At 62.9% G+C, this 12,303-nt stretch carries 13 protein-coding genes; all 13 read left to right on the top strand.

The features are described from left to right. Positions 1 to 263: 263 nt before the first annotated feature. The 13 genes from E8Q40_RS11310 to nuoL are packed head-to-tail and all read left to right on the top strand — an operon-like array spanning position 264 to position 12,303. Positions 264 to 629 carry an NADH-quinone oxidoreductase subunit A gene (locus E8Q40_RS11310; protein ID WP_137044654.1) on the top strand — a complete coding sequence of 122 codons (366 nt, stop codon included), beginning with the start codon at positions 264 to 266 and terminating at the stop codon, positions 627 to 629. 7 nt (positions 630 to 636) lie between these two features. Beyond that, positions 637 to 1,197, top strand: coding sequence for an NADH-quinone oxidoreductase subunit B family protein (locus E8Q40_RS11315; RefSeq protein ID WP_137044655.1), 561 nt, complete (start codon positions 637 to 639; stop codon positions 1,195 to 1,197). A 9-nt stretch (positions 1,198 to 1,206) separates the two neighbouring features. Then, positions 1,207 to 1,866, top strand: a complete 660-nt coding sequence (locus tag E8Q40_RS11320) for an NADH-quinone oxidoreductase subunit C (protein ID WP_137044656.1) — start codon at positions 1,207 to 1,209, stop codon at positions 1,864 to 1,866. After that, on the top strand, positions 1,866 to 3,056 hold the full coding sequence (locus E8Q40_RS11325) for an NADH-quinone oxidoreductase subunit D (protein ID WP_137044657.1): 1,191 nt from the start codon (positions 1,866 to 1,868) through the stop codon (positions 3,054 to 3,056). The genes E8Q40_RS11320 and E8Q40_RS11325 overlap by 1 nt, the downstream gene beginning before the upstream one ends. Beyond that, complete coding sequence (nuoE, locus tag E8Q40_RS11330; protein WP_137044658.1) at positions 3,053 to 3,811, top strand: NADH-quinone oxidoreductase subunit NuoE; 759 nt, start codon at positions 3,053 to 3,055, stop codon at positions 3,809 to 3,811. The genes E8Q40_RS11325 and nuoE overlap by 4 nt, the downstream gene beginning before the upstream one ends. A 20-nt stretch (positions 3,812 to 3,831) precedes the next feature. Continuing rightward, on the top strand, positions 3,832 to 5,133 hold the full coding sequence (gene nuoF, locus E8Q40_RS11335; protein WP_137044659.1) for an NADH-quinone oxidoreductase subunit NuoF: 1,302 nt from the start codon (positions 3,832 to 3,834) through the stop codon (positions 5,131 to 5,133). 3 nt (positions 5,134 to 5,136) lie between these two features. Then, entirely contained in the window at positions 5,137 to 5,628 is a 492-nt protein-coding gene (locus tag E8Q40_RS11340; RefSeq protein ID WP_137044660.1) for a DUF3291 domain-containing protein, read from the top strand. Next, complete coding sequence (gene nuoG / locus E8Q40_RS11345) at positions 5,625 to 7,700, top strand: NADH-quinone oxidoreductase subunit NuoG (protein ID WP_137044661.1); 2,076 nt, start codon at positions 5,625 to 5,627, stop codon at positions 7,698 to 7,700. The genes E8Q40_RS11340 and nuoG overlap by 4 nt, the downstream gene beginning before the upstream one ends. 7 nt (positions 7,701 to 7,707) lie before the next feature. Next, a complete protein-coding gene (gene nuoH, locus E8Q40_RS11350) occupies positions 7,708 to 8,742 on the top strand; it encodes an NADH-quinone oxidoreductase subunit NuoH (protein WP_205995803.1) in 1,035 nt (344 codons plus the stop codon). A 7-nt stretch (positions 8,743 to 8,749) separates the two neighbouring features. Further along, the gene (gene nuoI / locus E8Q40_RS11355; protein ID WP_056911164.1) at positions 8,750 to 9,238 is read left to right on the top strand and encodes an NADH-quinone oxidoreductase subunit NuoI; all 489 of its coding nucleotides are present in this window, start codon (positions 8,750 to 8,752) and stop codon (positions 9,236 to 9,238) included. Positions 9,239 to 9,243: 5 nt separating this feature from the next. Next, a complete protein-coding gene (locus E8Q40_RS11360) occupies positions 9,244 to 9,894 on the top strand; it encodes an NADH-quinone oxidoreductase subunit J (protein WP_137044663.1) in 651 nt (216 codons plus the stop codon). Then, positions 9,891 to 10,199 carry an NADH-quinone oxidoreductase subunit NuoK gene (gene nuoK / locus E8Q40_RS11365; RefSeq protein WP_137044664.1) on the top strand — a complete coding sequence of 103 codons (309 nt, stop codon included), beginning with the start codon at positions 9,891 to 9,893 and terminating at the stop codon, positions 10,197 to 10,199. Before E8Q40_RS11360 ends, nuoK begins: the two co-directional genes overlap by 4 nt. A gap of 7 nt (positions 10,200 to 10,206) precedes the next feature. Then, a complete protein-coding gene (gene nuoL / locus E8Q40_RS11370; protein WP_137044665.1) occupies positions 10,207 to 12,303 on the top strand; it encodes an NADH-quinone oxidoreductase subunit L in 2,097 nt (698 codons plus the stop codon).

Raw genomic sequence — 12,303 nt, forward strand, 5'->3', positions numbered from 1 at the left:
TGCCGCACTCGGCATAGGTCTACCGCGATCCACAGATTGCATTGCGCGCGCCCGTTTTTGACGGCCGACGGGGGGTAAAGTCGGCTTGCCAAGCAGTTGTGCGCTGCGCTAAGCCTCAGCCGCTTCGTCCTTGCAACGTTTCCAAACAAAGCCTTGGCTTTTTGTGGGTTTTGCTCGGGAACAAGGGTGCCGACCGCGGCGACTCGCGGGACGAAAAAGGCCGCCTCGAGGGGGCAGGGGCGGAAAGATTATAGGGGTCGCCAATGAGCGGTTTGCTGCAGGACTATCTGCCCCTCGTGATCTTCATCGGCGTGTCGCTCGTGATCGGGCTGGCGCTTCTCGTCGCCCCGTTCCTCGTCGCCTTCCAGCAGCCCGATCCGGAAAAGCTGTCGGCCTACGAATGCGGTTTCAACGCCTTCGACGACGCGCGCATGAAATTCGACGTGCGCTTCTACCTGGTCGCCATCCTCTTCATTATTTTCGATCTTGAAGTGAGCTTCCTGTTCCCGTGGGCGGTGGCCTTCAAGGAGGTTGGGGTGTTCGGCTTCTGGTCGATGATGCTGTTCCTCGGCGTGCTCACCATCGGCTTCATTTACGAATGGAAGAAGGGCGCGCTCGAATGGGATTGAGCCAGCCATGACGCTCGTCGCACCAGCTCCCAGAGGCATTCTCGACCCGGCCACCGGCAAGCCGATCGGGTCCGACGATGCTTTTTTCACAGGCATCAATAACGAATTGTCCGATAAGGGCTTCATCGTTACCGCGGCCGACGACCTCATTACGTGGGCGCGCACCGGCTCGCTGATGTGGATGACCTTCGGTCTCGCCTGCTGCGCGGTCGAGATGATGCAGGTGTCGATGCCGCGCTACGACGTCGAACGCTTCGGCTTTGCGCCGCGCGCCTCACCGCGGCAGTCCGACGTGATGATCGTCGCCGGCACGCTGACCAACAAGATGGCGCCGGCTTTGCGCAAGGTTTACGACCAGATGCCGGAACCGCGCTACGTCATCTCGATGGGCTCCTGCGCCAACGGGGGCGGCTACTATCACTACTCCTACAGCGTGGTGCGCGGCTGCGATCGCATCGTGCCGGTCGATATCTACGTGCCGGGCTGCCCGCCGACGGCGGAGGCGCTGCTCTACGGGGTGCTGCTGCTGCAAAAGAAAATTCGCCGCGTCGGCACGATCGAGCGGTGACGGTGGGTCATGGACATTCTCACGACGCTCGACAATCTCGGCGCCTCGATTAAGGCCGCGCTGCCCGATGCGGTGACCGGTCATGAGGTCGCGTTCGGCGAACTCAACATCACCGCCAACGCCGCCGACATCGTCAAGGTCGTCAAGTTCCTGCGCGACGATCCGGCCTGCCAGTTCGTCTGCATCATCGACATCACCGCCGTCGATTATCCGGGCCGCGAGCAGCGCTTCGACGTCGTCTATCATTTGCTGTCGCCGCGCCTGAACCAGCGCATCCGCGTCAAGGTCATGACGGATGAGGTTACACCGGTGCCGTCGGTCATCGAGGTGTTCCGCGGCGCCGACTGGTTCGAACGCGAGACCTACGATCTCTACGGCGTCTTGTTCACCGGCCACCCCGACATGCGCCGCATTCTCACCGATTACGGTTTCGAGGGGCATCCGCTGCGCAAGGACTTCCCGATGACCGGGTTCGTCGAGGTGCGCTATGACGACGAGCAGAAGCGCGTCGTCTACGACAAGGTGAAGCTCAATCAGGAGTTTCGTTCGTTCGATTTCCTCTCGCCCTGGGAAGGCACCGATTACGTGCTGCCGGGCGATGAGAAGGCCAAAGAGCCGGGGCAGGGCAACAAGCTCGCCGGCGAGCCCGAGAAGAAGGCGACGCCATAATGGCTGAGACAGCCATCCGTAATTTCACGATCAACTTCGGTCCGCAGCATCCGGCGGCGCACGGCGTGCTGCGCCTGGTGCTTGAGCTCGACGGTGAGGTCGTTGATCGCGTCGATCCGCATATCGGCCTCCTGCATCGCGGCACCGAGAAGCTGATCGAAGCGAAGACCTATCTGCAGGCGATCCCGTATTTTGATCGGCTCGATTACGTCGCGCCGATGAACCAGGAACACGCCTTCTGCCTCGCGGTGGAGAAGCTGCTCGGATTGCAGGTGCCGAAGCGCGCGCAGCTCATTCGCGTGCTCTATTCGGAAATCGGCCGCATCCTGTCGCATCTCTTGAATGTCACGACGCAGGCGATGGACGTCGGCGCGCTCACCCCGCCGCTGTGGGGCTTTGAAGAGCGCGAAAAGCTGATGGTGTTCTACGAGCGGGCCTCCGGCTCGCGCATGCATGCGGCTTACTTCCGCGTCGGCGGTGTGCATCAGGACCTGCCGCGCCAGCTCATCGACGACATCTACGACTGGTGCGATCCGTTCCTGAAGGTCGTCGACGACCTCGATACGCTGCTCACCGGCAACCGTATCTTCAAGCAGCGCAATGTCGACATCGCGATCGTGAAGCTCGAGGACGCCTGGAACTGGGGCTACTCCGGCGTGATGGTGCGTGGTTCGGGCGCGGCCTGGGACCTGCGCAAGTCGCAGCCTTACGAGTGCTACAGCGAACTCGATTTCGATATTCCGATCGGCAAGAACGGCGACTGCTACGACCGTTATCTCATCCGCATGGAAGAGATGCGCCAGTCGGCCAGGATCATGAAGCAGTGCTGCGACAAGCTGCGCGCGCCCGAAGGTCTGGGCCCGGTCTCGGCCGTCGATCAGAAGATCGTGCCGCCCAAGCGCGGCGAAATGAAGAAGTCGATGGAAGCGCTGATCCATCACTTCAAGCTTTACACCGAAGGCTTCCACGTGCCGGCTGGCGAAGTCTATGCCGCGGTCGAAGCGCCCAAGGGCGAATTCGGCGTCTATCTGGTCGCTGACGGCACCAACAAGCCGTACAAGTGCAAGATCCGCGCGCCGGGCTTTGCGCACCTGCAGTCGATGGACTGGCTGTGCAAGGGGCACTTGCTCGCTGACGTGTCGGCCATTCTCGGCTCCATCGATATCGTGTTCGGGGAAGTTGATCGATGAGCGTTCGCCGCACCGCGCCCGCAGCCGTTCAGCCGAAGGAGTTCGCCTTCACGCCGGAAAACCTGGCTTGGGCGAAGACGATCATCGCGCGGTTTCCGGAAGGCCGGCAGGCTTCCGCCGTCATCCAGTTGATGTGGCGCGCGCAGGAGCAGCATCACGGCTGGCTGCCCGAAGCCGCGATCCGCTACATCGCCGACATGCTCGGCATGGAGCATATCCGCGCCATGGAAGTGGCGACCTTTTACACGATGTTCCTGCTGCAACCGGTCGGCAAGAAGGCGCATATTCAGGTCTGCGGCACGACGCCATGCCGTTTGCGCGGCGCCGACGATCTGTTCCATGTGTGCAAGAACAAGATCGCGCATGAGCCGTTCGAAGTGTCTGCCGACGGCAACTTCTCGTGGGAAGAGGTCGAGTGTCTGGGCGCCTGCGTGAACGCGCCGATGGCCCTGATCTGGAAGGATACCTACGAGGATCTCACGCCCGAGAGTCTCGAGAAGATCATTGACGGTTTCGCCGCCGGCAAGCCGCCGAAGCCGGGCCCGCAGAACGGCCGCCAGTTCTCGGCGCCGGAAGGCGGGCCGACCACGCTGACCGATGCGGCGATTTATGCGTCGAAGCCGCAGAATGCCGGTGCGGCGCTGACTGACAGCGACGCCAAGAAGCCGAGCGCCGCGGCGAGCCATCGCGAAGCGCCGGAGCCGAAGCCGCCGCTGTCCAAAGCCAGCGCCGACAAGAAGCCGAAACCGAACTGAAGATCGCGCAGAGAAAGCACATGCTCGCTGATAAGGACCGCATCTTCACCAACCTCTACGGCCTCCATGACTGGGGCCTGAAGGGCGCGCGCGCGCGCGGCTCCTGGGACGGCACCAAGGCGATCATCGAGAAGGGCCGCGACGGCATCATCAACGAGATGAAGGCCTCGGGTCTGCGCGGCCGCGGCGGCGCCGGCTTCCCGACCGGTCTCAAGTGGTCGTTCATGCCGAAGGAGATCGGCGAGCGTCCGCATTACCTCGTCGTCAATGCCGACGAGTCCGAGCCCGGCACCTGCAAGGACCGCGAGATCATGCGGCACGACCCGCATCATCTGGTCGAAGGCTGCCTGATCGCCGGCTTCGCCATGGGCGCGCATGCCGGCTATATCTATGTGCGCGGCGAGTTCATTCGCGAGCGCGAGCATCTGCAAGCCGCCATCGATCAGGCCTATGAGGCCAAGCTGATCGGCAAGAACAATATCCACGGCTGGGACTTTGACCTTTACGTCGCCCACGGCGCCGGCGCCTATATCTGCGGCGAGGAAACCGCGCTGCTCGAAAGCCTCGAAGGCAAGAAGGGCCAGCCGCGCCTGAAGCCACCGTTCCCGGCCAATGTCGGTCTCTATGGCTGCCCGACCACGGTGAACAATGTGGAGTCGATCGCGGTCGCGCCGACCATTCTGCGTCGCGGCGCCTCATGGTTCTCATCGATCGGCAATCCGAACAATGTCGGCACCAAGCTGTTTTGCATTTCCGGCCATGTGAACAAGCCCTGCAACGTCGAAGAGGCGATGGGCATTCCGTTCCGCGAGCTGATCGACAAGCACTGCGGCGGCATTCGCGGCGGCTGGGACAATCTCAAGGCCGTGATCCCCGGCGGCTCGTCGGTGCGCATGGTGCCGGCGGCGCAGATCATCGACACGCCGATGGAATTCGACTCGCTGTCGAAGCTGCGCTCCGGCCTCGGCACCGCCGCCGTGATCGTGATGGACAAGTCGACGGACCTCATCAAGGCGATCGCGCGCATCTCCTATTTCTACAAGCACGAGAGCTGCGGCCAATGCACGCCGTGCCGCGAAGGCACCGGCTGGATGTGGCGCGTGATGACGCGCATGGCCGAAGGCCGCGCCCAGAAGCGTGAGATCGACATGCTGCTGGAAGTGTCCAGGCAGATCGAAGGTCACACCATTTGCGCGCTCGGCGATGCCGCTGCCTGGCCGATCCAGGGCCTGATCGCGCATTTCCGTCACGAGATCGAAGAGCGGATCGACCAGTATTCGGCCAATCCGCATCCTGAACCTGTCATGGTCGCGGCGGAGTAGGGAATGACCGACGCCGGCCATCTCGCCCAGTTCAACATCGCGCGGATCAAGTATCCGCTCGACGATCCGCGCATGCGCGAGTTCGTCGACAATGTCGCGCGCGTGAACGGGCTGGCGGATCAGATCGAGGGTTTCGTCTGGCGGCTCAAGGACGACAGCGGCAACGCCATGGATATGGGCGTGCATGGCGACAAGCGCGTGCTGCCGAATTTGACGGTCTGGGAGAACGTCGCGGCGCTCGAGCGCTTCGTCTGGAAGACACTGCATTACCGCTTCTACCAGAAGCGCGAAGAGTGGTTCGAGCACATCGAGGTCACCAACGCGATGTGGTGGATCGAAGCCGGTACGCGGCCGACTTTGGACGACGGCATCGCGCGGCTTGATCATCTGACGCAGAACGGTCCGACTGACTACGCCTTCGGCTGGCAACAGATCGCGGGCGCCCAACACTGGAAAACGGCGCGCTGCCCGGCGCCGAGCGAGCACGCGGCATGACGAAAGTTGTTATCGACGGCCAGGAAATCGACGTGCCGCCGGAGTACACGCTGCTCCAGGCGTGCGAGGCGGCGGGCGCGGAAATCCCGCGGTTCTGCTTCCATGAGCGGCTGTCGATCGCCGGCAACTGCCGCATGTGCCTGATCGAAGTGAAGGGCGGCCCGCCGAAGCCGGTCGCTTCCTGCGCCCAGAACGTTCGCGACCTGCGGCCCGGCCCCAATGGCGAGCCGCCGGTGATGTTCACCAAGTCGCCGATGGTGAAGAAGGCGCGCGAAGGCGTGATGGAGTTCCTGCTGATCAATCATCCGCTCGATTGCCCGATCTGCGATCAGGGCGGCGAGTGCGATCTGCAGGACCAGGCCATGGCCTATGGCGTCGATCACACGCGCTATCACGAGAACAAGCGCGCGGTCGAAGACAAGTATATCGGTGCGCTGGTCAAGACCTCGATGAACCGCTGCATCCAGTGCACGCGCTGCATCCGCTTCTCGGCGGAAGTGGCCGGCGTGTCGGAACTCGGCGCCATCGGCCGCGGCGAGGATATGGAGATCACGACCTATCTCGAAGCAGCGATGACCTCCGAGCTGCAGTCGAACGTCGTCGATCTGTGCCCGGTCGGCGCGCTGACCTCGAAGCCTTACGCCTTCACGGCGCGGCCGTGGGAATTGTCGAAGACACCGTCGATCGACGTCATGGACGCTCTCGGCTCGGCCATCCGTGTCGATGCACGCGGCCGCGAAGTGATGCGCATCCTGCCGCGCACCAATGACGACATCAACGAAGAGTGGATTTCCGACAAGACGCGCCACGTCGTCGACGGTCTGCGCACGCAGCGCCTCGATCAGCCTTATGTGCGTGAGAACGGCCGCCTGCGCCCGGCGTCGTGGAAGGAAGCCTTTGCCGCCATAGCGACAAAGATGCGGGGCGTCTCGCCGTCGCGCATCGGCGCGCTGGCCGGTCAGTTGGCGGGCGTCGAGGAGATGTTCGCACTCAAGGATCTGATGGCGAAGCTCGGTGTCAAGAACATCGACGCGCGTTACCCGGGCTCGCCGCTGCATCCCAAACACGGCCGCGCCAGCTACATCTTCAACTCGACCATCGCCGGCATCGAACAGGCCGACGCGATCATGTTGATCGGTACCAATCCGCGCAAGGAAGCGCCGGTGCTGAACGCCCGCATCCGCAAGCGCTGGCGCCAAGGCAATTTGCTGGTCGGCGTCGTCGGCGAGCAGGCCGATCTGACTTACACCTACAACTATCTGGGCGCCGGCCCCGACAGCCTGGCGCAGTTCGTCGACCACGCGCCAGCGAAGGCGCAGAAGCCGATGTTCATCGTCGGTCAGGGCGCGCTCAATCGTGACGACGGCGCTGCGATCCTCGCGCAGCTTGCAAAGGCGGCCAAGTCGCTCGGCGTCATCAAGGACGGCTGGAACGGCTTCAACATCCTGCATAGCGAGGCCAGCCTCGTCGGCGCGCTCGATATCGGCTTCGTGCCGGGCGAGGGCGGTCTCGATACCGGGGCGATGCTGAAGGCGAACGCACTTGATGTGATGTTTCTGCTCGGCGTCGATGAAGTCGACGTGCCGGCCGGAGCCTTCGTCGTTTATATCGGCACCCATGGCGATCGCGGTGCCCACCGCGCCGACGTCATCCTGCCGGGCGCTGCTTACACCGAGAAATCTGCGACCTACGTCAATACCGAAGGCCGCGTGCAACTGACGACCCGCGCCGCGTTTCCGCCGGGCGATGCCCGCGAGGACTGGGCGATCCTGCGCGCCCTGTCAGAGGCGCTCGGCGCCAAGCTGCCTTATGACTCGCTGCTTGGATTGCGCCAGGCATTGTATGCGGCCTATCCGCATCTTGCCCGCATCGACCAGATCGCGCCGGGCGAGGCGGCCAGCATCGAGAAGCTGGTATCGCTCGGCGGCACGGCGGAAAAGTCGGCGATGGTGTCGCCGGTTTCGGACTTCTATTTCACTAATCCGATCGCGCGCGCGTCGGCCGTGATGGCGGAATGCTCGGCGCTGGCCAAGGCTGCGGCCGGCAAGCCGGCGCTGACGGCGGCGGAGTAGGGGGCGGATCATGGATTTCTTCTGGACCACGCTCTGGCCGCTGATCATCATCCTGGCGCAGTCGCTGTTGCTGCTGGTCGTGCTGCTGGTCGGCATCGCCTACATTCTGCTCGCCGACCGCAAGATCTGGGCGGCGGTGCAGATGCGCCGCGGCCCGAACGTCGTCGGCCCGTGGGGCCTGCTGCAATCCTTCGCCGACCTGCTGAAGTTCGTGTTCAAGGAACCGGTGATCCCGGCGGGCTCGAACAAAGGCGTCTTCCTGCTGGCGCCGCTGGTCACCTGCGTGCTGGCGCTTGCCGCCTGGGCGGTGATCCCGGTCAATGTCGGTTGGGCCATCGCCGACATCAATGTCGGCGTGCTCTATATTTTTGCGATCTCGTCGCTCGGCGTATACGGCATCATCATGGCCGGCTGGGCGTCGAACTCGAAGTATCCGTTTCTCGCGGCGCTGCGCTCGGCGGCGCAGATGGTGTCCTATGAAGTCTCGATCGGCTTCGTCATCATCACGGTGCTGCTGTGCGCCGGTTCTCTGAACCTCACGAAGATCGTCGAGGCGCAGAATGGTCCCTACGGCTTGTTGTCGTGGTACTGGCTGCCGCTGTTCCCGATGTTCGTCGTCTTCTTCATTTCGGCTCTGGCGGAAACCAACCGCCCGCCGTTCGACCTCGTCGAAGCGGAATCCGAACTGGTCGCCGGCTTCATGGTCGAATACGGCTCGTCGCCTTATATGATGTTCATGCTCGGCGAATACGTGGCGATCGCCACGATGTGCGCCATGGGCACCATCCTGTTCCTTGGCGGCTGGCTGCCGCCGGTGCCTTACGCGCCCTTCACTTGGGTGCCGGGCGTCATCTGGTTCGTGCTCAAGGCACTGTTCCTGTTCTTCGGCTTCGCCATGGCGAAGGCGATTGTGCCACGTTACCGCTACGACCAGCTGATGCGTCTCGGCTGGAAAGTGTTTCTGCCGTTGTCGCTGGCGATGGTCGCCATCGTCGCCGGCTTCCTGCAATACGGCCATTTGGCCAAAGCGGCGATCAAGTGAGGGCGCGATGAGGTTAGTCGGCGCAGCCAAAGCACTGTTTCTCTGGGAGTTTGTCGTCGGCACCGCGCTGGCGATGCGCTATTTCTTTGCTCCCAAGGCAACGCTGAACTACCCCTTCGAAAAGGGCCCGATCTCGCCGCGCTTCCGCGGAGAGCATGCGCTGCGCCGCTATCCGAACGGCGAGGAGCGCTGCATTGCCTGTAAGCTGTGCGAGGCGATCTGCCCGGCGCAGGCCATCACCATCGAGGCCGGTCCGCGCCGCAACGACGGCACCCGTCGCACCACGCGCTATGACATCGATATGGTGAAGTGCATCTATTGCGGCCTGTGCCAGGAAGCCTGCCCGGTGGATGCTATCGTCGAGGGGCCGAACTTCGAATTCGCCACCGAGACCCGCGAAGAACTCTATTACGACAAGGCGCGCCTGCTCGCGAATGGCGACCGCTGGGAGCGCGAGATCGCCAAGAACATCGCGCTCGACGCGCCGTATAGGTAACGCCGATGACCGCCGCCGCCGTATTCTTCTATCTCTTTGCCTGCGTTCTGGTCGCGAGCGCCTTCATGGTGATCGCGTCGAAGAACCCTGTCCATTCCGTGCTCTATCTGATCCTCGCCTTCGTCAACGCCGCCGGCCTTTTCGTGATGATGGGCGCCGAATTTCTGGCGATGATCCTGGTCGTCGTCTATGTCGGCGCGGTCGCCGTGCTGTTCCTGTTCGTCGTCATGATGCTTGACGTCGATTTCGCCGAGCTCAAGCAGGGCGTGCTGCAATATCTGCCGGTCGGCATGGTGATCGGCGGCATCTTCCTCGCCGAGATCCTGCTGGTCGTGGGTACCTGGGCGATTGCGCCGGCGACCAAGGGCGCAATCACCGCGCCAATCCCTGCCAATGTCACCAACACCGAGGCCATCGGCCTCGTGCTCTATACGAAATATGTCTACTTCTTCCAGATTTCAGGGTTGATCCTGCTGGTTGCGATGATCGGCGCCATTGTCCTGACCCTCCGTCATAAAGAGCGGGTCAAGCGCCAGTCGATCGCCGACCAGGTGGCGCGCACGCCCGCCATGGCGATGAAGGTCGTCAAGGTGAAGACCGGGCAGGGGCTCGGCTCCAACGAAATCTCCAGCAAGGACGCGGGGAGCGCGGCATGACCATCGGGCTCGGTCACTATCTGTCGGTTGCCGCGATCCTGTTCACCCTCGGCATTTTCGGCATTTTCCTGAACCGCAAGAACGTCATCATCATCCTGATGTCGATCGAACTGATCCTGTTGTCGGTCAACATCAACCTGGTGGCCTTCTCGACCCATCTCGGCGACATCACCGGGCAGGTCTTCGCGCTGCTGGTGCTCACCGTCGCCGCCGCCGAAGCCGCCATCGGCCTTGCCATTCTCGTCGTCTTCTTCCGCAACCGCGGCACCATCGCGGTTGAGGACATCAATATGATGAAGGGTTAAGCCCCCGATGTATCAGGCTATCGTATTCCTGCCGCTGCTCGGGGCCATTCTGGCCGGCCTGATCGCGCTGCTTGGCGCGCGCGCCCGTTTCCCTGGCGAAGCGCCGCCGCCGGGCGTCGAGGACGAGGGCGCCGCGTCGCACGCCCATCATGCCCACGCGCACGATCATTCGCATGACGACGCGCACGGCGCCCACGACCACGACGACCACGGACACGGTCCGGTCGAGCCGGCCGCGGCCGGCTCGCGCACGGCCGAACTGATCACCACGACCTTGCTGGTGGTGTCGGCGATCCTGTCCTGGATCGCGTTGGTGCAGGTCGGCTTCAACGGCCCGGACGTCCGCATCCCGATCATGGACTGGGTCGTGTCCGGAAATCTGCGCATCGAATGGGCGCTGCGCATCGATACGCTGACAGCCGTGATGCTGGTGGTCGTCAACACCGTGTCGGCGCTCGTGCACCTCTACTCGATCGGCTACATGCACGAGGAGCCGTACCGGCCGCGCTTCTTCGGCTACCTGTCGCTGTTCACCTTCGCCATGCTGATGCTGGTGACCGCCGACAATCTGGTGCAGATGTTCTTCGGCTGGGAAGGCGTCGGTCTCGCCAGCTATCTGCTGATCGGCTTCTGGTACTACAAGCCGGAGGCGAACGCGGCCGCCATCAAGGCCTTCGTCGTCAACCGCGTCGGCGATTTCGGTTTCGCGCTTGGCATCTTCGCGCTGTTCGCCATGACCGGCGCCGTCGATTTCGACACCATCTTTGCCCAGGCGCCGACGCTGACTGGCAAGATGATCAACTTCTTCGGCTGGCACGCCGATGCGCTGACGCTGATCTGCCTGTTCCTGTTCATGGGCGCGATGGGCAAGTCGGCGCAGTTCCTGCTGCACACCTGGCTGCCCGACGCGATGGAAGGCCCGACGCCGGTCTCCGCGCTCATCCACGCCGCGACCATGGTCACGGCCGGAGTCTTCATGGTCGCGCGGCTGTCGCCATTGTTTGAACTTGCCCCGAATGCGCAGACCGTCGTCACCTTCATCGGCGCGACCACGGCGATCTTCGCCGCCACCATCGGCCTCGTGCAAAACGACATCAAGCGCATTGTTGCCTATTCGACCTGTTCGCAGCTCGGCTACATGTTCGTCGCCATGGGCTCGGGCGCATACTCGATCGGCATGTTCCACCTGTTCACGCACGCCTTCTTCAAGGCGCTGCTGTTCCTTGGCGCCGGCTCGGTCATCCACGCGATGCACCATGAGCAGGACATCCGCCACATGGGCGGCCTGAAGGACCGCATCCCGTTCACTTATATCGTGATGCTGATCGGTACTTTGGCGCTGACCGGATTCCCGCTGACCGCCGGCTATTTCTCCAAGGACGCCATCATCGAGGCCGCCTTCGTCGCCAAGAATCCGATGGCGCTCTACGCCTTCGTCTGTACCGTCGCCGCCGCGCTGCTGACCTCGTTCTATTCCTGGCGCCTGGTGTTCAAGACCTTCCACGGCAAGCCGCATGATGTGAAGCACTGGAAGGAAGCGCACGAGAGCCCGATGGTGATGCTGATCCCGCTTGCCGTTCTCGCGGCTGGCTCGATCCTCGCCGGCCTGCCGTTCAAGGAAATCTTCGCCGGCCACGGCGTCGAGCATTTCTTCCGCGAGTCGCTCAAGTTCGGGCCGAACAACCACATCCTCGATGCCATTCATCACGTTCCGACGCACATCGCGCTCTTGCCGACCGTGATGATGGTCGTCGGCTTCGCGATTGCCTGGCAGTTCTATATCCGCCGTCCGGATATTCCGGTCGAACTCGCGAGGCAGCACGAGGCGCTATACAAGTTCCTGCTCAATAAATGGTACTTCGACGAGCTGTACGACTTCATTTTCGTGCGCCCGGCGAAGTGGATTGGCTATTCGCTGTGGAAGAAGGGCGACGGCTGGCTCATCGACGGCTTCGGCCCGGATGGGGTCTCGGCCCGCGTCCTCGACGTCACCCGCAATGTGGTGCGGCTGCAGAGCGGTTATCTCTACCACTATGCCTTCGCCATGCTGATCGGCGCGGCTTTGTTCATCACCTGGTTCATGTTCTCGGCGGGGGTTCACTGA

Source organism: Pseudolabrys sp. FHR47 (assembly GCF_005153485.1).
Taxonomy (GTDB): Bacteria; Pseudomonadota; Alphaproteobacteria; order Rhizobiales; family Xanthobacteraceae; genus Pseudolabrys.